Source organism: Oceaniferula marina (genome assembly GCF_013391475.1).
GTDB lineage: Bacteria > Verrucomicrobiota > Verrucomicrobiia > Verrucomicrobiales > Akkermansiaceae > Oceaniferula > Oceaniferula marina.
This window is the reverse complement of record NZ_JACBAZ010000004.1, coordinates 309,237-329,814: the sequence shown is the minus strand read 5'-3', so window position 1 is coordinate 329,814 and position 20,578 is coordinate 309,237. Positions and strand designations below refer to the sequence as shown.

The 20,578-nt window shown below is 53.4% G+C and carries 9 protein-coding genes and 1 tRNA gene; 6 read left to right on the top strand and 4 right to left on the bottom strand.

Annotation, left to right across the window (positions count from 1 at the left end):
- Positions 1 to 29 precede the first annotated feature (29 nt).
- Together gyrA and HW115_RS20100 are read left to right on the top strand one after the other, a co-directional pair.
- Positions 30 to 2,693 (top strand): DNA gyrase subunit A, encoded by a 2,664-nt coding sequence (gene gyrA / locus HW115_RS11615; protein WP_178933046.1) that lies wholly within the window; start codon positions 30 to 32, stop codon positions 2,691 to 2,693.
- 5 nt (positions 2,694 to 2,698) lie between these two features.
- Complete coding sequence (locus HW115_RS20100; protein WP_178933045.1) at positions 2,699 to 4,291, top strand: glycoside hydrolase family 75 protein; 1,593 nt, start codon at positions 2,699 to 2,701, stop codon at positions 4,289 to 4,291.
- 25 nt (positions 4,292 to 4,316) lie between these two features.
- Here HW115_RS20100 and HW115_RS11605 read toward each other — a convergent pair whose 3' ends face one another.
- Positions 4,317 to 5,225, bottom strand: coding sequence for a DMT family transporter (locus HW115_RS11605; protein WP_178933044.1), 909 nt, complete (start codon positions 5,223 to 5,225; stop codon positions 4,317 to 4,319).
- 338 nt (positions 5,226 to 5,563) lie between these two features.
- On the opposite strand from HW115_RS11605, the gene HW115_RS11600 reads away from it, so the two are divergent.
- Positions 5,564 to 5,653 (top strand) — tRNA-Ser (locus HW115_RS11600).
- Positions 5,654 to 5,733: 80 nt separating this feature from the next.
- Here the strand turns inward: HW115_RS11600 and HW115_RS11595 are convergent.
- Positions 5,734 to 11,544, bottom strand: a complete 5,811-nt coding sequence (locus tag HW115_RS11595) for a sulfatase-like hydrolase/transferase (protein WP_178933043.1) — start codon at positions 11,542 to 11,544, stop codon at positions 5,734 to 5,736.
- 281 nt (positions 11,545 to 11,825) lie between these two features.
- Positions 11,826 to 14,228, bottom strand: coding sequence for a hypothetical protein (locus tag HW115_RS11590; RefSeq protein WP_178933042.1), 2,403 nt, complete (start codon positions 14,226 to 14,228; stop codon positions 11,826 to 11,828).
- Positions 14,229 to 14,378: 150 nt separating this feature from the next.
- Here HW115_RS11590 and HW115_RS11585 point away from each other — a divergent pair, with 150 nt between their 5' ends.
- The 3 genes from HW115_RS11585 to HW115_RS11575 all read left to right on the top strand — a co-directional run bounded on the left by HW115_RS11585 (position 14,379) and on the right by HW115_RS11575 (position 19,669).
- Positions 14,379 to 15,206, top strand: coding sequence for an AraC family transcriptional regulator (locus tag HW115_RS11585; protein ID WP_178933041.1), 828 nt, complete (start codon positions 14,379 to 14,381; stop codon positions 15,204 to 15,206).
- A 148-nt stretch (positions 15,207 to 15,354) separates the two neighbouring features.
- Entirely contained in the window at positions 15,355 to 18,429 is a 3,075-nt protein-coding gene (locus HW115_RS11580; protein ID WP_178933040.1) for a sulfatase-like hydrolase/transferase, read from the top strand.
- 211 nt (positions 18,430 to 18,640) lie between these two features.
- Entirely contained in the window at positions 18,641 to 19,669 is a 1,029-nt protein-coding gene (locus HW115_RS11575) for a lysylphosphatidylglycerol synthase transmembrane domain-containing protein (RefSeq protein ID WP_178933039.1), read from the top strand.
- On the opposite strand, the gene HW115_RS11570 is transcribed toward HW115_RS11575, so the two are convergent.
- Entirely contained in the window at positions 19,666 to 20,493 is an 828-nt protein-coding gene (locus HW115_RS11570) for an FAD:protein FMN transferase (protein WP_178933038.1), read from the bottom strand. The two genes, HW115_RS11575 and HW115_RS11570, sit on opposite strands and share 4 nt — an antisense overlap.
- Positions 20,494 to 20,578: the final 85 nt, after the last annotated feature.

The window sequence follows — 20,578 nt, the reverse complement described above, 5'->3', positions numbered from 1 at the left end:
TTTACCATTAATCGATACGAACCATTTCCATGTCTCAAGATTCATTCAAAACCATCAATGTCGCGGATGAGATGTCGAAGTCCTTTTTGGACTATTCGATGTCTGTGATTATTTCCCGGGCATTGCCCGATATCCGTGACGGACTCAAACCATCCCAGCGACGCATTCTTTATGCGATGCATAATGATCTGTCTCTAACCCCGACCAAACCACATTTGAAAAGTGCCCGTATCGTCGGTGATACGATGGGTAAATATCACCCGCATGGTGATAGCGCCATTTACACCACTCTGGTGAACATGGCCCAGCCATGGACGATGCGCGAAATTCTTATCGATGGTCAGGGGAACTTTGGTTCGGTGGAAGGTGACGCTGCGGCTGCCATGCGATACACCGAGGCCCGCATGACTCATTTGGGCTCCGCCATGATGACGGACTTGGATAAGGAAACGGTCGATATGACGCCGACCTATGATGAGACCCGGAACGAGCCCGTTGTTCTGCCAGCATCGATTCCTAACTTGTTAGTGAATGGTGGCACCGGTATTGCCGTGGGGATGGCGACAAACATCCCCGCACATAACCTGGGGGAGGTGATCGACGGCGTCTGTGCCCGGATTGATAACCCGCAAATGACCATTGATGAATTGAAGCAATACATCAAAGGGCCTGATTTTGCCGGAGAGTGTGAAATTCGCGGCTTCAAGGGCATTGATAGCTATTTCCACACCGGGCGCGGTAGCGTGAAGATGCGTGGAACGATGGAGATCGAGGAAAAGGCCTCAGGGACATCCGTCATCACGATTACCCAAGTGCCTCATGGAGTGAACCGTGCCACACTTCAGCAGCGGATTGCCGAGTTGGTTCGGGAAAAAGTGCTGACCGATATTTCTGGCATGCGCGACCTGTCTGATGAACAGACACGGATTGAAATCACGCTGAAGCGTGAAGCCAGACCTCAAGTGGTGGTGAATCAGCTTTACAAACTGACGTCGATGGAGACCTCCTTCGGGGTGAACATGTTGGCGATTCATGAGCGCCGGCCGAAGCAGTTGTCGATCATGGACGCGCTTGATGCCTTTATCGAGCATCGACGTGAAGTGATCATGCGTAGAACCCGCTACCTTCTCGGTAAAGCCGAAGACCGCGCAGAAAACCTTGAAGCCTTCTTGTTGGCCCTGGGGCATTTGGATGATTTTATCCGAATTATCCGCGATTCAAAAAACCGTGATGAGGCCCGGGTGAAACTGAAAGCCTATACCTTCCCAGTCGCCACCGCAGAAAGTCTCGGTATTATGATCCGATCCCAGCCGTCGGTCCAAGACGACCGCTATATCTTTACGGATCGTCAGGTGAATGCCATTCTAGAACTGAGACTCTATCAGTTGACTGGGATGGAACAGGATAAGGTCAAAGTCGAGTATGATAGCATTCTTGAACAGATCAAAGACTTCCTCGATATCCTTGCCAGAGAGGTCCGAGTATTGACGATTATCAAGGACGAGTTGTTGGAGATCAAAGAAAAGCATGCGACTCCGCGCCGTTGCCCGATTCTTCCGGATGAAGGGGAAATTGCCATCGAGGATCTGATTGCCAATGATGGTATGATTGTCACCATCTCCAACCGCGGTTACATCAAGCGAACCGCCTCTGCCGAGTACCGCTTGCAGGCACGTGGTGGAAAAGGAGTCCGGGGAATGGAAACCCGCGATGCAAACAAAGCGGAAGATGAGGAGGATGATTTTGTTGAACATTTGTTCTCTGCCCAGGCCCATGATTATCTGATGTTCTTTACCAACACCGGTCGGGTTTATGTCGAGCGGGTTTATGGTGTGCCGGAAGGCTCCCGCGCATCCAAAGGCCGCAGCATCAAGAACATGCTGAACCTGCAACCGGAGGAAACCATTGCCGCTACTCTCAGACTTGAGCGTGTCCTCAATGATGACGAAGAGGACGTCACCTTCGGTGAGGAAAATGGTTATGTTCTGTTTGCTACCCGGAGTGGAAAGGTGAAGAAGACCAGTCTGAGTAATTTCCGTAACTTCCGTAAGGATGGGATCATTGCAATCAAGCTTGATGAAGGTAATACTTTGGTGGATGTTAGGCTGACTTCCGGAAAGGATGATATCTGTCTCGTGACAAACGCAGGCTACTGTGTGCGCACAAGTGAGACCAACATACGCCCGATGGGACGTCCTTCGGCAGGTGTCGCAGGTGTGAAACCACGTGAAGGAGACTTCCTTGTTTCTTTGACCATCGTCAGTGATGAAACCAAGTTGTTAGTGGCCAGTGAAAACGGTCTCGGTAAACGGACGGCTTACGATGAATACATGGCCAAAGGTCGCGGCGGTAAGGGAATGAAAACCATGAATGTGACAGAGAAGACCGGTAAAGTGGTCGGAGCCCTTTCGGTGTCGGAAGAGGATGAACTCATGCTGATGACATCGGACGGCCAAAGCATTCGAATTCGTTGTTCCGACATCCGCGAAACCGGACGTGCCGCCCAAGGGGTGAAACTTGTAACGCTCAAGGGTGGAGAGAAACTTCAGGATATTGCCCGTTTGGTTCCGGACGAGGATGCCGACGAGGAGGATGAGCTTGGAGAAGATCAGGAGTCACCCGAAGCATCCGGTGAAACAGGAGCAGAGAATACATCAGATGAGGCTGCGGCTGGCTCTGACGAAGAGGAATAAATCCCGTGAACCAACGCCACACCATTGATGGATTAAAGTCCGGGAGATCCAAAGCTGCCGGGTTTCCCTGGATGAGGGTCTCGTTTTTCATCTTTGCCTGTGGCTTTGTGATCATTGGCTCGGGCCCCTTGCCTGAAAAAATATGGCGCAAGCTGCAAGGCGCAAAAAAACCACCCTTGCATCAGCCGGCCAAGCCAAGCCCGACAGCTGATCCGGTTTCTCCTTCTCCGGTAGCGGCCCCTGTCGAACCAGACGCTGCACCACCTGCAGATTCAACGGTCGCACCCTCGGGGGAGCAGGCTTCAGTTGATGGTGCTCAGGCGCCCAAGGCTCCCTCGGATCACACGGTGAGCTCAGGCGGCGATATTCGGCGTATGTCGAAAGGTTTTAAGTTGCATGCCAAGGTGACGGTTGAAAAAGGAGGGCTGGCCTCGAAAGAGCGCACCTTGGATGAAAGTTATGCAGCCTACTATGAGTTAAAAATCAAATTGCCCAAGCCCTCGACCACCCTGAAAGAGCTCGAGAAGGTGAGCCCGAAACTGGCTTCGATATTGCCTGGATTAAAGGAGATGCTGCCGAAGTCCGAGGTGTCCCGTTTTTTTTATCAAGCGTATGAAAACAAGACCAATCGTCTTAAGCTGAAATCCACACAGCTCAGTGAGTTAATGACCCGGCATAATTTCTACGATTGTGAAACGATCCTGAACTTGAAACACCCCGGAACAGGAAAGCGGGTGATGTTGATGCAGTCTGAAATGGATGTGGTTTCCGATGGTTCCGATGGAGACCGCTTGCCGAAAATGCCGGATAAAATTGTCAACTCTAGTTACTATCAACCGATGACGAGTTACGGTTGGAGAAAAACCGGTAAAACTCCGAACCCGCTGATTGAGGGGTGGAAGGGGAGAATCAAAAAGGCCAAGGAGGAAATCGCAAAGAAAGGCACCAAGAAGGAGCGCAGCGATTGGCTGAAGATGCGGATTAAAAAAATCGAGAGGGAAATTGAGGATATGACTTACCGGTCCTATTTGGTTGCCGAGTATGACCCGTTCATTGTCATGCCGATCAACATGGTCACTTACAAAGGGGACAAATACGGGGCGAAGGTCGGGGACTATGCCGTGGTCATCTATAAAGGCAAGGTCTACCCATGTATCGTCGGTGATGCAGGACCTAGTTTCAAGACTGGTGAAGCGTCACTGCGGATGGCGAAACAACTCAATGCCAAAGCTGGTATTTATTCCCGCCCTGTCAGTGACCTGACCGTCACCTACCTCGTTTTTCCTGGCTCCGCAGACAAATTCCAGGAGCCGGATTATGCGCATTGGCATAAGCGATGCTCCGAACTGCTGAAGGGGGTTGGTGGGCTCGGAGCCTCTTATCCGCTCCACACATGGAAAAATACGTTTCCTCCATTACCAAAGAAACCGGACGAGGAAAAGACGGAGAAGCAATCAAAGGATGAGAAAGCATCCTCTGAAAAGGGCGCCAATCAGGGCCAGGGGGATGAAAATGAGAACGGTGGTCCGAGTGACAAAAAAAAGGATGATCAGCCCGGTTCTGGGAATAGCGCGAAGAGCGGAGATACGGAAGCTTAGGCCACCGATGATCAGAGCCTAGGGATCAGGCTTTGGATCTGGCGGCCATCAGGCTACCGCAAACAGACATTCCGATACCGGCCAACTGCCATGCACCAGGAGTTTGCCCCAGCATCAACAGCGAGAGGGCGATCGTCGCTACCGGCCCCACCGATGAAATAACGGCGTATGAGCTTGATGAAATTTTGGACAACCCGTAGGACAATAGATAGGTGGGAAAGACCGTGCCGAGAATGCCAATCGTCAGCCCCAAGCCAATCAGCTTGGGCGTCATGACTTCATGAAGGACGACAGGGCTGTTCAAACTATGATTGAGTAGCACAAACAGGCAGGAAAAAGACATGGAGATACTGGTGTAAGAACGAACGCCGATACGTTCGATCACGGGTTTGGCGAGTAGGATGTAACCAGCATAAATCATCGCACTGAGTAAAATGAGTCCGCTTCCCAGTAACACCGCGTCAAGCTTCTGGCTGAGCACCATTTCTTCCTGAATGACCAAATACAAACCGGTCCAAGAGACCGTGGCCGCCAGGTAGAGTCGGTAGGACGCTTTGCGCTTTTGAAATATGCTGGCACCAAGCAACACAAGCGTGGGATAGCTAAATAGGATCACCCGCTCCAGTCCCACACTGATGTACTGTAATCCAGTGAAATTGACCAAGGAGCTGAGAAAATAGCCGACAAAGGCCAAGCCCGCCATCATTAGCCAGTCCCGGGATGGGATGCTGCGAAGAGTGCGCAGCGAAAGCAGAACCGGCAGCAGGTAAAATGGAAAGGCAGAAGCCATACGTAAGGCAAGGGCAGCGGATGGAGGCAGCCCTTCCTCATACATCATTTTGACAAAGATCCCTTTGGATGAAAACAGAAAGGCCCCAAGCATCACCAGAATAGGAACGCTGAATGGGTAAGAGGGCTGATGGGCTTGATTCATGGACATAAAAAAACCCGCATCGATGGGATCGAGGCAGGCTGCTTGTGTTTAGTGAATGAATAGAGACTGTCATTATCCGGACACACGCTTCGCTCCCGCCATCTGGTCGAGCCAGAGCAGGAGTTCTTTGCGGTGAGATGGCGGAAAGGATGTCATCAGAAAGCTCAAAATGTCCGAAATGCCCCTCAGGTCAAGGCCGAAGATTCTGGGAATCGAGCTGAATGGCAGGAATGTGAGTTTGGGAAAAAGAGCATTTCGATGAAGGATGTGAAAAAAAAGAATTGCCAAGCGTTCAATTGCTGATTAGCTTCCGCCGCCTTCAACCAAGAAGCACTTAAGGACAGGTGGCAGAGTGGTCGAATGCGCACGCTTGGAAAGCGTGTGAGGCAGCAATGTCTCCGCGGGTTCGAATCCCGCCCTGTCCGCCATTCAAAATAGGCCCAGCATCATCGCTGGGCCTTTTGTGTGTATAGGGGGGCTGAGGGGCACACCTGCCCGTTTTTAGGGTCTATTTGACCAGAATCACGCGGTAGAAGCGTCGGGGTGCGGTGGCTGCTGCCGGATCATTGACGGTGAACTCGGTGCTGTCGCCGGAAGCGGTGACTGTGCTGCCGATATTGACCCAGGAATCGGATTCGAGGGAGTTGCTCGCTTGGACCTGATAGGCAAAACCGTCGTGTGAATCGAAGGTGAACTGCAGGTTGTTGTTGCCGAGGTTTGTCGGGGTTTCAGTTGTAAAGCTGAAGTCGGCCGGTGCGGGCACGCTGTCCTTTGCTGGGGTGCTGACTGGAGCAGGTGGCGTGGTGTTTCCAACATCAGCATCTCCAATGATCGGGCTATTGTCGGCGAATTCTTGTTTATAGGTCGCAAAAATCGGCTGCCAGGTTGGATCGGTCTGGTTGAGCCAGGTATTGAGGTCACTGGCGAGCTGATCAGCGGTACCTTTGTGTAGAAGATAGTCCCAGTATTCACGACTATCCAGTGGGTCGTTGAGGTCCCCCGCATTTTCACGATCGATGTAATCCATCAGGTTGACACTTTCGTAGGGGTCGATACTGAGGTTGTAGAGTTGGAATTCATCGGGGCTACCACTGACATCCTGGACGCTGGCGTAGTAGGGGTCGTAGTTGTAGATGTATTTGTAACGATCTCCCTCGACCTCTTTGATGACGACGGATACCGGGTAGGCTCGGGTGTCCATGTAGCCAGGGAAGTGATAGAAGATCGGGCCTCGATCACGGGCCACATGCTCTGGATCGAGCATGTGTGCGTAGAGCGACTCGCCGTCGAGTGGGTGGGTGGCAGCGTTCGGGTTCGGGGAGTTCGGGCTTTCTGCTGCAACGTCGATGAAGGTTGGGTAGAGATCCACGGTATGAATCAGGGTGTCGCTGATCTTTCCAGCGGGAACAGTTCCAGGCTGACGAATGATCATGGGTACGCGAATTCCTCCTTCGAAGTGCTGACCTTTGGCCCCACGCAGGGGGGCGTTCTCACTGTAACTCTCAGAGCCCCCGTTGTCGGTGGTCCAGACAATCAGGGTGTTTTCGGCGATGGAGTCCGAAGTGTCGCCATCACCATTGGGATCGCTGAGGTAGCGCATGACCCGGGCAACGCTTTGGTCCATGTTCTCAGCCAGTGCGGCAAAACTTTCTTTGGTGTCGTTTACCGGGGTGGCTCCGGCAGCCTTTTTCGCAGTATATTTCGCCACCAAGTCGGGGCGACCATTGAGCGGGCTGTGGGTGGCGTAGAAATGGAACTGGACGTAGACGGGTGAACTGGCCGTTGAGCCAGCCTGATGGCTGTTCATGAAATCTTCAAAGGCATCGACGACGGCGTCGGTGAGGTGCTTAGGCGTGCCTAGCAAGCTATCGGAGTCGTTGCCATTTTCGAAGGGTTTGATGTTGGCGTCGATGTATGCCTGGGTGTAGTCGGAGGCAAAGGCGTCGAGTTCGGGGCCGACATTACTACCCCATTGGCGTGGGGTTCCGGAGGCAAAGTAATTGCCGGGGTTCCCTTTGTGACCTCCTCCGTAATTGAAATCGAGTCCCTGATTGAGGGGGTAGGTGCTATCGGTTGAATTGCTGGATCCGACGTGGTACTTGCCGATGTGGCAGGTGACGTAGCCTGCATTTTTCATGGCCTGGGCCAGTGGGACAGAGCCGGTGGCTTCACTGTTGAGTGTTTGAGGTCGGATGAAATCGTCGTTGTTGCCTGCTTCATCGCCGTCGTTTTCACCTTGATTAGGTGCGGATAGATAGGTGGTTCTGTTGCCAGAGCGCTTCAAGCTGTCGACGTTGTAAACGCCATTGCCAACGCGGCAGGAATACTGGCCTGTCATGTAGGCTGCTCGGGACGGGGCGCAGTTGGGTTGGGTGTAGGACCATGTAAAGCTAACACCTTCGGATGCAAGTTTTTCAAGGTTGGGCGTTTCAATAAAATCCGAGAGTTCGGTCGGGCTGTTGAGCACGAGAGAGTCGACCGAGTGGTCAGTGTAGCCCAGATCATCGACCAGGATATGGACGATGTGCACGCCTTTCGTGTTGAATCTCCCAAGCAGTGCAAAATCGAGGTCGTTGTTGCTGTTGGGAGACTCCCAGCCACTTCCCTGGTTGCGCACCAATGTGCCACCGCTGTAGTTGTTTCCTTGTGTGATCTCGAGCGAAAAATCGGCATCGGATGTGGAAATGGTAAAGACGTAATTGCCTGGTGTGAGTCGAGCGGCTGATGAGAAGATAAATTGAAGGTAGTCACCTGCACTCAGGCCGGCGGGTAATAAGCCCGTTTCAGAATGAACGGGAGCTCCGCTTGGTAGTCCCGAACCATCGGCGTGATAGATATTGATGGTGATGTCACCTCCGGTGGAGATAGTATTGATATGGAGCAACAGTCCGGTGAGTGGCCCGCCACGTGTGACATTGAATGCCTGCCCCTTGGTGTTCCCATTGGCGACGGCTGCGGATCCAGCGCCGGTGTTGTCGTCCGGATTGGAAATCATGGCATTGGGAGGAACGCCAGTTTCTCTCGTTACGCTGGGGATCACGGCGCGGAGGGTGATGGATGTTGCCGTATATCCGATCTGGAAACGAGTGCCGTCGCTTGCGACAACGATATCTCCTGGGTTGGCAAACGTTCCGCTTACGCTTGCTGCTGTGAGGATGGTGAACGTGTCACCATTGCTTGGTGTGTATGCGGGGTCGATGGTTAGGTTGAGTGTTCCAGCTAGAGTGGCATTGCCCGTGACCTGGATTTGGGAGTAGTCAATGCCAGCGGTGCTTGTTCCTGCCAGTTCCAGGCCGACCGAGGCTGAGTCTTCGAGGCGGTACTCACCATCGATGGAGATGACACGTTTGCCAGGGACTTCGATGGTTCCGCCGGCGAGGCTCAGAGAGATGTTGTCAATGGCGGCAAACTCGCTGTTGCCTGCATTGGTGGACTCGAAACGGAGCCGGAGCGCGTGGCCTATTGAGTCAGCGGTAGCGGCGATATTGATTTCCCCTGAGAAATCATATCCGGTGTCGAATTTCTGGCTGGGGTTGACCGTCGTGCGGCTGAGCTCAACCTCACTCCCGTTGTCGTAGAAGACGACGGCATCAAGCGTGTCGGATCCGATGTCCCATGACAGAGCTGCAGCGTGATGGAAGCTCAGTGTGAAGTTGTTGCCACTTTGGATGACGTGTCCTGTGTCGGTTTGCGGTGAGCGGTTTCCGGTAACAATCCCTCGGTAGGATCCATTTTGAGGGCTGGAGGTGTTGCGAACGTTATCGCTGTCGTTGCCTTCGGTGCTGGTCCACGAGTCGGTGGCGGTAAAGCTTTCGCCCGTTCCATTTTCAAAGTCGCCATTGGTGAGCAACTCGATGTTGCCGCGTTCGACCGTTACCAGGGAAATGCTGTCGATGGCTGCAAACTCGCTGTTGCCGGCAGTGGCGGAGTCAAAACGAATTTGAAGGTTTTGACCAACCGATCCGGGGTTTGCCGCAAAGTCGATGGCCCCAGAGAAATCATAGCCTGTGCCGAAGTCCTGGCTGGGGGTGAAGACATCAGTGAATAGGATCTGTTCGCTGCCGTCGTTGTAGAAGATGGTGACGGTGATGGTGTCGTTGCCAATGTCCCATGCACTGGCAGCTGCATAGTAGAATGAGAAGCGGAACTGGTCGCCATCCTGAATGATATAAGTGGTATTCTGAGTGGGGCTAACAAGGCCGGAGACGATACCGCGATTGGCATCTGCTTGAGGGTTGGTTGTATTGCGGGCGTTTTTGGTGTCGTCCCCCGTGGCGTTGCTCCACTGGTCGGTGGCACTAAAGGAGGTGCCACTTCCTGTTTCAAAACCGCCGTTGACGATTCTATCGGTTAGGGTTTCACCTCCGACGCCTATGCTGGTTGGGCTGCTTTGGCTGATGACCAGTGAACCGGATTGGTAAAGTGTTCCGGTGATGTCACCGCTGCCTGTGATTGCCGCCTCTTCGTGGACCTCAACCCAACGTAGGGTGTCGAGTGTTCCGTTATCAATATCCACCGAGCTGTGGGCTTTGAGGCGCAGTTCGTTGCGGGCTGTCAGCGTCTTGTCGGACACATCAATCATTTGTTTTGCTGTGGCGGATGCTCCCTCGACTTCGAGTGAAAGGAATGAGGTATCGCGATCCACGGTAGAGGTGTTGTGGCTGCCTCCGCTGTTTTTCATGCTTGCAGTCCATGGGATTGTGGGGGCTCCATTCTCGGTGTTATAGGTGGTGCCTCCTTCGGCATAAATGTAGTCAGACCAGTTGGCTGCATCCGAGATGTTGGTGTTATCGGCCCCGGTCCAGTTGTGGTAGGTGTTCGCTGTCCACTGAGCGGCTCGAACGTTTTCACCGAGCAGCAGGGTGGAAAGTTCGGAGACGAGGCCCGTATGGGATGAGGCGATGTTAGTGTTTTCGTTGACGTCGAGATCGTAGAGTTCGAAGGAACCGTTTTTATCGACCAGTTTCATGTTCCCTCGAATAATGGATCGGTTTGGTTGGGATTCGTGGGTGATATACGGGCGTGCGCGCTGGTGGCCGTCGCCAGTGAGTGTGGGTGCGATGGAGACTCCGTCGACTCCGGTTGGGATTTCGACTCCGGCAAGCTCACAGAAGGTTGGTAGTAGGTCGGTGACATCGACAACGCGTTGGCTGTTGGTTCCGATCTGGATGGGTGAGTGCGCATCGATTTCGTCAGGCCAGCGCATCACGAGTGGAACGCGGAGTCCGCCTTCCCAGATGCTGTTTTTGGCTCCTCGCAGGTCGGCATTGGATGCATACTGGCTGACGCCATCGTTGCTGGCCCCGCCATTGTCGGACTGGAAGATGACCAGGGTGTTGGCCGCAACGGAGTCGGAGGTATCACCGTCGTTGTTCGGATCTTCCAGTGCAGCGAGGATATTGCCGATGTGGGCATCGATCCGGGTGACCATGGCCGCCCAGTTCTGGGCTTGTGCAGAGCGGTCTGCAAAATGTGGGTCGCTGGCATAGGCATCGGCATAACCGGGTAGTGAGCTCACTTCACCGTAGGGGCTGTGCGGGATTTGTGGGGCAAAGAGGGCAAAGAACGGTTGCCCCGTGCTGTTGTAGTTTTGTGCCTGGGTCCGGACAAAGTCCAGGCAGTGCATGGCATACAAGTCATCGCAGTAGGCGGTGGACGGGTAAGCTGGGTCGCTTTGCTTCGCCGGTGACTGGGGGTAACTTGCCGGATCCGTGTAGGCTGCCATGGAGTTGGGGATCAAGGCGATTTGGGTATCTCCCGGTTTGAAGTGCCACAGGGTTGGCTGGAAAAAAGTGTGGGCCCGGGTGTGATGCAGTTCGGTGAGAATGTAGTCGTAACCGTGGTTATTTGGGAGGGTTTGCAAATTGAGTAATGCCGGATCGTTTTGTTTGGATTCAGCTCCATATCCCCATTTCCCCCAGTAGCCGGTGACGTAGCCTGCAGCTTTCAGCGCATCTCCCATGGTGATGTCCTCGGCCCGCATGGCCTTGCGGGCGTTGTTGGTGTCATTGCGGTCGGCATAGGTATGCCCCTGATGGTATCCGGTTTGCTGGGACGATCGTGCCGGAGAGCAGACGGGCGCACCATACGCTCGTTGGAAGTTCACTCCGGTCACTGCCATGGCGTCGATGTTCGGCGTTTGAACAGCGGGCAGATTGTTGGCTCGCCGATCGTTCTGGCCATTGGGACCAATCGAGCCGTAACCCATGTCATCCACATAAAAATAGAGGATGTTCGGGCGTGGCGCGGCAATGCTGTCCGGCGCTGAAAAAACAAGGGTGAACAGGGTTGTGGCGCAAGCAAGGGTAGTGGACTTCATGATGGTGAGCATTCGGATCGGGGCCAGAACGGCCAAGGAGGTGTTGTTTTTAACTCAACACCCGTAACATACAGCGGTTTGGTCTATGGCCGTCCACTGGATGAATTTGTAGGATTGAGCTTGATAATCAGGGCTTCTTGATTGGTTCCCTGGAATCCAAATACGGGTGAGGTAGATGATTCGCGAGAGATCGATGGCAGCCTTGCTTATCTATTCCGAGAGACTCATGTTTGGTCACAGAAAAGTGAGCATTTTATTACTTGGTTCTGAGGATGGTATGTTCAGGGCCGTGAAGGTTGCTCTGGTGGATGCGGGGTGCTTGATGCATAGTTGAATTGGGCACTGGCCGTGGTGTTGGCCTTGGAGGTAATACGTGCCCAGTGGGCGGCAAAACCCGAAGGGAAGAGGTGGCTTATGTTCTTGCCTGACGGAACGACCAAGGTGGCGTAGTGGGCGAACTCACCTGTGCCGAGGAAATCCACTTCGATGTCGAAGCTCACGGGTTTGTGGCTGTTGTGGCTCAGGTTGAGTTTTTTGTGTTCGTATCCGAGCATGAGATACGGGTCCGAGGCTTGTCCGGCTTCGACGCTGGTGTTCAGCCACGGACCGCCTTGGCCGGTAGGTTTTCCGAGTTTCCAGAGGTCGTCTATCTCGCCGAGCCACAGGCTGCTTGAGGCGTTCAGGGCAATGTGTCTGGGGGAGGTGCTGCCGGTCTTGGCCCCGGATAGGACGAGCATACCTCGCCAACTGCAGAAGTCGTGGATGTGTTTGCTGTGGCTGGCGATGGGTTTCATCTGCCAGAAGTTGAGAAATTTGCCGGGTTTGGGGCGTGGGAGCTCGTAGAAGGTACCGTGGAGATTCATGGTGGTTCGCTCGGTGACGATCTCCCGGATGTGGCGGGTTTTTCCAAGTGTTGCGTCAAAGGAATCGTGGCCGCGGGGGAGGCGTAGCGTCATGTCCCGCCCATCGGCGTCTTTGAATTGGACAAAAGCGGAGGCCTTATCGGCTCCTACGCGGGTGTCGTTTTTGATCGCAATGGCCCTAGCTGTTTTTGCGTCGCTTGTGGTGTTTTTTTTCGGCGCTGCTTTGAGTTGGCCATCCACTTGGATAAGACCGGATTTTGTGAAGGCGTTGAGTTTCATCTCCCGTCCTTTCGGGAGCTGCAGTAGGGCTCCTTCCGGGGCCGGTGTTGTGATTGCTGCGAGTGCAGAAAAGAGTTTTTGGTCTTTGATCTCAGGATAGGGGCTGCTGAGTTGGAAGTAGGCTGTGATATGATGGGCTGCACCTTTGGCAACGAGCCGGACCCACTGTGCGTCCAGGTCAGATAGGATGTGGTATGTGTAGCCGTTGGTTTTGTCGGTGGTGACGGTCCGGTAGCTTTCCCATTTTCCATTGCCTTTGCGGTCAACTTGGATTTCCACCGGGAACTCAAAGCCTCCCTGGTGTTGGAGGTGAAGGGTGGCGTGTTTAAATCCTCCGATGAAAAAGGGTTCAGATGTTTCTCCGAGATCAAAGTTCTCACGCAGCCACACACCGCCAAAGCCGCTTTTTGGTCCCCAGCTTTCCAGATCTTTCAGGTCTCCGACCCATAGGTTGGACTGGGACTGTTTCACAAAGGCATTGTCGAACATCGAGGCATCGTCTTTTCCCATGACGAGCTTGCCGTTGAACCATGCGTAATCCACAGGCATTTTGACATAGGTGCAGATGGGGTGAATACCTCCGTAATTTGATGCAGAAAACGTCTGAGGGAAATCGAAGAATAGCCCGTGCATGTGCATCAGGGTGAGATCCTCCTTAACCTTCCGGATGCGTGGCCACTCGGTGTTCCAGCCGTGGTTGGAATCGTGGGTGTAGGAACCCTTGGGGAGGCGGAATGTGTGCCAGGTTCCGTCCTCGAGCAGGAAGAGCCGAAGGGACTTGGCATCCCAGCCTACCGACCACACCCGGTCATCGTCTGGGTTGTTTCCTGAAATTCCTCCGGGGCCGGTCACCTCGGTGAATTGGTTGCGGGCAACGACTGTCCAGTCCTTCCCGTCCCAGGATGCCAGACAACCCGACGGTGCGGTGTTGTTTGGTTCGCCGTTGTTCGACATGACCATGCGACCGGAGCCAGTGTAAGCGCCCTTGCTGTGATAGCCGGGCAAGTGGGTTTTGGAAATATTGATGGGATCCCGGACGATGTCATTGACCTCGAGACTGTGCAAGTCTACTTCATAGACGCCATCTTCCATGGTGATGTAGTAGATTTTGTTTTTGGGGTCGCTCAAGTGGCGGGCGTTGGCGGTGATGCGGCCCGGCATGGTATGTTTCGGGTCAATAGTGCGCACCCTGCCATGTTGATCGATCACATGGTGGCCGATACAAAGTTGCTTGGTTTCTGGGTGGATCATGCGGTTGGCCGGGGTGCCTCCGACGGATTCCGGTCGTTCGATGACATTCCAGTTCATATCAATCTGGCGCAGCTTGTCTGTTGAGCCATGAGGAAGGTGTGGACCATAGGTGTTGGTCCAGAGTGAGCCTGCCCATGGAACCACGGCTCCAATTCCTACCTCGCGTTCCTCGTTGGTGTGTGCCAAGTGGGGAAAGACCCCGGAAATCTGTGGATGATCTTCGGCATGCAGGGACAGTGGCAGGGCCGCAGCGCTGGCAAGGGTGAGCAGTCGAGTGGATGATAATCGCATATTCCCTTATACGTAAAAAGAACCTGCTGGTTAACGACAATGAGTGGTCGATTTACGACATTGCTTTACTCGAATCATTGATTTGTCTAGTTTTAGTTCATGGCTGATTTTGACATGGCTTCTCGGGTTTCATACCAAAGATGGCTAGGCTTGACTCCTCGCCTACTCTGGGCTTCCGAGCGTAAACTATCCGTGGAGAGTGCTCAAAGTATGAGTATCACCTTGGACTCTGATGAGAACAGCGCGTGGTTGATTTTGGGTGGTTCCGCCATGGTTGATGACGGCAATGGACCAGTGACGGCGGGTCCGGGGGAGTGGTTGATCCCACCACCCAAGCTCCGCCAGCAGAGTTTTCAAGGTCCTCTGCATTTTATTTCTGTTACGTTTTCAGCGAAGTGGGACTCGGGGCAGCATCTTTTTCCGATGAATAAGACCATGTTGCTGGAAGCCGGAGACTGCCCTCGGTTGGAGATTGAAGCTCGCAGAGTGGTGGACGCTGTGGCTAGTCGGGTGACAATGAAGAGTTGGTATTTGGGTGCTCATGAGGTTTCCTTCCGCGATTGGCTGGCTTTTCAAGAGGTTCTGCTGGGGTGGATGGATTGTTTTGCCCAAGTGATGGAAGAACAGGGTGTGTCAACGACGATACCCGACGCTGCCGATGCGCGCTTTCTCGAGGCCCAGCGCATCTTGAATGATCACAACCTGGATGAGAAAATTTCGGTGGATGATCTGGCCGCAGCCGTTGGTTTAAGCAGACGTCAGTTGGAGCGCCTCTATCAGATGGAAATCAATTGCAGCCCTCGTGTGGTTTTTGAAAAGCGACGGATTCAGTTTGCCCGCTGGGCTTTGAGCCGTCCAGACGCCCGGATTAAAGAGGTCGCTGCCGAGCTTGGGTTTGCCGACATCTCCAACTTCAGGCGTTGGTTCACACGCATCCAAGGGGTAGCACCGAAAGCGTTTGCCAAGTGGGTGCGGTAATCTTTTCATTTTTATCAACATGGCCGTGAGTAGGCTGGACACGAAATAGAGAGAACTCGCATCTCTTTGCTTTTGATTCTGTTTCATTGCGTGTATAAGCCACTGCGAAATCATGCTCGGTGAGGCATATCCATTTTAATCTAAACCTATGACTTCCCATGTTGTCATTTCATTGCTTGTGGTTCATGTCTTGGCATTCGCTGAACCCGTGCGCGTTAGCTTGATTGATAACCGTCAGGGGAATGCCAGTTTTGAAGAAGGTTCGGGCAATATTTCGATTGCCGGGTGGCTGACGGGTTTTGGTGGTGAAACCCAGCGGAAACAGGATAACGCGTTTGTTGGGGAATGGTCTTTGGTTATTGGCCAATCGAGTGGGCAACCCAATCTGGCTGCATCTGTGATGACATCGCATACTGTGCTTCCTGGGGATCAATTTGATTTGTCCTTCAAGTGGTTGCCAAAAAGTGGTTGGGATGCGGGGGATCAGGTGAAATGGCGCTTGTTTACCAGTAGTGATGATACGGTATCAGGGACCTTGAATCAAATCGCCAGTGGTACGGTGAGCGGCTTTGCCAATGGTGCGGGATATCAATCGGCCGCTATCTCAGACATTGAGGGGGGGGACGCCGTGCATGAGGGGAAAAAAGTGTGGCTGCAATTTTTGCGTGGGGCGTCGTCAATGGGTGAGTTCGCTCGCGTCGATGAAGTGGAACTCACCGTGACCACGGATGATGCCCCCGAGTATATTTCTTTGCTTGCAGATGATTTGGTGGCCTATTATCCGATGGAGGGGGATGTGCTCGATTATTCATTGTTAGCCCCGGTGCATGACGGGCTGTGGCAAAATGCCGAAACATACCTGGACGGTGGGATTGATGAGAAGTGTGCTTTTTTCAATGGTATCGACGCCAGCGTAAGCATTCCAAATATTTTTCAGAAGGACTTTACCTTGAGCTTTTGGATGCTAACCACCGGGACGGCAAGTTCAGGGTCGCAGTGGGGCCAGGGCGTGGGGCTTGTGGATGCCAGCGAGGATGGTGCTGGGGCATCCGGCTGGGGGGTGGTCCAGTTGGGCCACCGGGTCGCTTTTGGCGTAGCCGATACGACATTGCAGAGTCAATCCGTAGTCAACGATGGCCGGTGGCATCAAGTCTGTGTGCAGCGACATTCGATCAGCGGTGTCATTCGCTTGTTTGTTGACGGTGTGTTGGAATCCGAGACCCAGGCCGAGTCTGGCCCGAGAAGTTCAGGTATCGATGTGTGTTTGGGGGCTCTTCGTGCCGGGGGCGGGTTCTTCAACGGGCATCTTGATGATGTTCGCGTGTTTTCTTCCTTGTTGGATGAAGCCGGGGTGGCTGCCATTTATCAGTCGCGCGGTGATTACGATGGTGATGGCTCGACTGATTTTGAAGAACATGTCGCTGCCTCACCTTGGACGAATGCCCAGCGTGGCATTGCTCCTGTTGCTTATCGATATGATGATGCGAACAATACTTTTATTCTGACCGTTGATGCGATGGCGGGGCGGCGCTACCAGTTGCAGCGTAGCTCGTCCCTTGATCCTGGGTCGTGGCAAGCCGTTGGAGAACCGGTGACTCCCAAGTACCACGGACTGCTTGACCTGATAGATGCTGACTCGAACGGAATCCGCTATTTTTATCGGACGGTGATCCTCGGTCGTGGCCCAGCCAGGGAAAAGCAACCGAATGTGGTTTTTATTTATGGTGATGATGTGGGATACGGTGATGTGAAGGCCTATAACCCTGATAGTAAAATTGAAACCCCGCATATTGACACGTTGGCATCGCAAGGAATCCGTTTTACCGATGGTCATTGTTCGGCTTCGACTTGTTCGCCGTCACGATTTTCGATGCTGACAGGTGTGTTTGCTTTCAGATACGGAGTGGGGATCATCAAACCAACGGGAAAGCTTTCGATTCCTCAAGACATGTATACTCTGCCGGATATGTTCAAAGACGCGGGCTATCGAACGGCCGTGGTGGGGAAGTGGCATCTCGGCATGGGTGAAGGGGGAGATGAAATTCAGTGGAATGGAGACATCAGCCCTAGCCCGCTCGACATCGGTTTTGATTATTCTTTTATCCTGCCCACGACCAATGATCGCGTTCCCTGCATTTATATGGAGGGGCGTAATTTGGTGAATGCCGACTACATGGAGGCTGTCGATGAAGTGGCTAATCCGGGAACGGGGATTCTAACGGTAGCGCCACTTTCCCGGGATGGTGACGGCAAGGTTCTCGACCCAGTTTATGTGCACAATAGCAGCTATGCGGCGGTCAATGTGGCAGGCAGCACATCGTATCCGCAATACAGTGAAACCGACGCCGCTGACCGTCTCTATAACAGCAACTCCGGCCATAACCACAGCTTCATTAATGGCATGGGTCGCATTGGTTATATGTCGGGTGGTGCCGAGGCCCTTTGGGAAGACCAAACTCAGGCCTTTGTTTTTTTGGAAAAGGCGAAGCAATACATTGCGGCTCAGGATGAACAAACGCCCTTCTTTCTCTACTTTGCGTCTCAGGATATTCACGTGCCGCGCGCGCCTCATGAGGCATTTCAAGGTTCTTCCAGCCTCGGGTGGCGCGGGGATGCGATGGTGCAATTTGATTGGACCGTCGGGCAAATCATTCAGGCGCTTGAAGAGGCGGGATTGAGTGAAGATACGATTGTGATTCTTTCGAGTGACAATGGTCCGGTTTATGGCGATGGTTATGCCGATGGTTCGGGCGATGATGCCACGCAGGGACACGATAGTTCCGGTCCGTGGCGCGGTGGAAAATACAGTATTCTTGAGGGCGGCACCCGGGTTCCGTTCATTGTGAAGTGGCCGGCAAAGATTGAGCCCGGTGTCTCCCCGGCCTTGATGAATCAGGTGGATTTTATGGCGTCGTTTGCAGAACTGTTGGGGATGGACCTGCCCTCGGGGAGTGCCGTTGATTCTCAAAGTGCCCTGCCTGCCCTATTGGGACATGACCAGGTGGGTGTGGGCTTTACGGTGGAACAGAATAATACCGGATCATCCAAGGCCTTGCGGGTCGGGGATATGAAGTACGTCTCAGGAGGAAAGCTCTACGATTTATCAACGGACCCGACAGAAAATAATGATCGAAGTGGTGACCCCGATTATGCGAAAATTTTAAATGACATGTCGGCTCAGCTTCAGAGCATTGTCAATGGGAGCGGGGTGCGACAGCAATGATTGAGTATGTTGCAAACCCACCGAGATGTTCTTTTGCTTTTCAAGAAGCATGGAACATCGCGACGTTTTCTTCCAAGGAAACTCCCGATTCGGATTGGGGTGTGATTGACATTTTACACGATCCCCCTCAGCGTATCACTAGCTTGATTTCAGCGTGCGATGAACGATGTGTTAGGTTGAAAGCTGGGGATTTGATGGTCGCCAAGGGATAATGAAAAAAGATCGTTACAACAATCAGTGGACGGGGGCGAGGCTGGCCGTGTGGGGGAGCACCGTTGTGGGGGTGCTGATCCTGGTGGTATTGGTTTGGCGCTTGGATTGGTCTTTGTTGGTGAACGAACTGGGGAGAATCCGTTGGGCATTTGTGCCCGGATTGATCGGGATGACCTTGTTAACCTTCTGGTTTCGGGCCATACGGTGGAGGCATCTCCTGCCGAAGGGGGAGCGCTTTAGCCGAACGTGTCTGCTTGAAGCCAGTCTGGTTGGGTTTGCTGCCAATTTTGTGATGCCCTTGCGGGTGGGGGAGTTGGTCCGGCCATGGGTAATGAGCCGTTGGCAAGCCATTCGTTTTTCATCGGCGCTCGCAAGCATTGTGGTTGAGCGGGTGTTTGATGTGATTGCCTTGATGGTTTTGTTTGGTTTCTGTGTCGGTCGCCTGCCAAGTGTTCCGGACTGGGTGGTTTTTGGTGTTCGGGTTATGGGGTTGGGTGGTGTGGGCTTATTGCTATTTGTGTTAGTTGTTTATGTGCAAGGGGCGAGGATGATTCGTGTTGGCGAGCGTTGCTTGGAGCGCTTTTTGGGGCATCGTTTTCCTCGGTTTGTGGCGAAGCTGGTTGATCTGATGGAAGAGTTTGTGACAGGGCTGAAAGGCATTTCGAGTTTAAAGGATTTGGCCTGGGCTGTGTTATGGTCGACAGCGTTATGGGGGAGTCTGGTAATGCTCTATCAGTTCGGGTTATGGAGTTTTGGGGTTGATGATTCCTGGTGGGTGGGGGCCAGTGTGTGTGTGATGATTGCTCTTGCTGTGGCGGCACCCGGGGCCCCAGGGTTTATTGGGACTTTTCAGCTTGGCACCGTGGTGGCTTTGGCCCTGTTTGGATACTCCGAGGAGTTTGGTATGGCCTACTCACTGGTCCTGCATGCCTTGCAGGTGATCACGGTGGTTTTGGCCGGGGTGTTCGTGTTGCATCGTAGGACGATGTCCTGGTCTGATATCCGGCAACGATCAGGTGGTGCTTAGGCTTGGGCTGAGATCAGGTGTAAGCCGTCGGCTTGTTCGAGGTGCACGGCGGTGAGTTGGTTTTCTGTCGTCGGAGTCTGCGCGATTTCAGCTGTGGGCATGAGCATCAGAGCCGTGGACCATGCGTCGGCGAATGCAGCTGCTTGACTGTATGCCCAGATGCGCTTGTGAGGATTTTTTTCAGGCGAGACCTCGGTGATGGCCATACCTGCTGATCCAGGATGTACAATATGGCAGCCTTGGATGTCGAAGCTTGAAGCGCTTAACGCCTGTTGATGCAGCATCGTGTGGGATTGATACTGGTCTCCGACGAGTTCGATGGGCCAGCTCACATCACCGACGGCCAGATGGGTGCTGGCTCCTGATGAAAAAAGAGCCCCATCGATGTCCCATCCGTCGATGAAACGGGCCAGTTGGTCGAGGGCGAAACCTTTGCCTATCCCTCCTAAGTCGATGATCCGGCCTGGCTCGACACAGGTAACCGCAGGTGTGTCCGGATGGATGATGAGTTGACCAAGTGGCCGAGGAACTTCGCCTGCTTGTTGTTGTTTTTGGTGGTCGATCAACGAACCAAGAGTGGGGTCGAAGAGTCCTCCGGTATGGATGTATGCCTCCAAGGCTGTCAGCAGGCAGGCGTGGCTTTCTTCGCTGATGTGATGTGTCTCGCCGGCTTGCAGGGCATTGATTCGGTGGATATCGCCACCTTCGGCATATCGGCTGAGTTTTTGTTCCAGCTCTCCAATCAAGTGAAAGGCCTCACTGGCAATACCCTTCAAGAGGCTTTCGTCCTCTCCGCATAGACGCAAGAAGAAGGTGGTTTTCATTGCCTCGTGGTGAAACAGTTTGTGCTCGGGTGGAGTCATGAGAGATGAGAGATGGGGTAGGGCTGATTGGCCTCAATCAGCCGTC

What these genes read in the sequence shown, in the direction of transcription:
- gyrA (WP_178933046.1), top strand. Translation starts at nt 30, where the DNA reads ATGTCTCAAGATTCATTCAAAACCATCAATGTCGCGGATGAGATGTCG.
- HW115_RS11605 (WP_178933044.1), bottom strand. Translation starts at nt 5,225, where the DNA reads ATGAATCAAGCCCATCAGCCCTCTTACCCATTCAGCGTTCCTATTCTG.
- HW115_RS11595 (WP_178933043.1), bottom strand. Translation starts at nt 11,544, where the DNA reads ATGAAGTCCACTACCCTTGCTTGCGCCACAACCCTGTTCACCCTTGTT.
- HW115_RS11590 (WP_178933042.1), bottom strand. Translation starts at nt 14,228, where the DNA reads ATGCGATTATCATCCACTCGACTGCTCACCCTTGCCAGCGCTGCGGCC.
- HW115_RS11580 (WP_178933040.1), top strand. Translation starts at nt 15,355, where the DNA reads ATGACTTCCCATGTTGTCATTTCATTGCTTGTGGTTCATGTCTTGGCA.
- HW115_RS11575 (WP_178933039.1), top strand. Translation starts at nt 18,641, where the DNA reads ATGAAAAAAGATCGTTACAACAATCAGTGGACGGGGGCGAGGCTGGCC.
- HW115_RS11570 (WP_178933038.1), bottom strand. Translation starts at nt 20,493, where the DNA reads ATGAAAACCACCTTCTTCTTGCGTCTATGCGGAGAGGACGAAAGCCTC.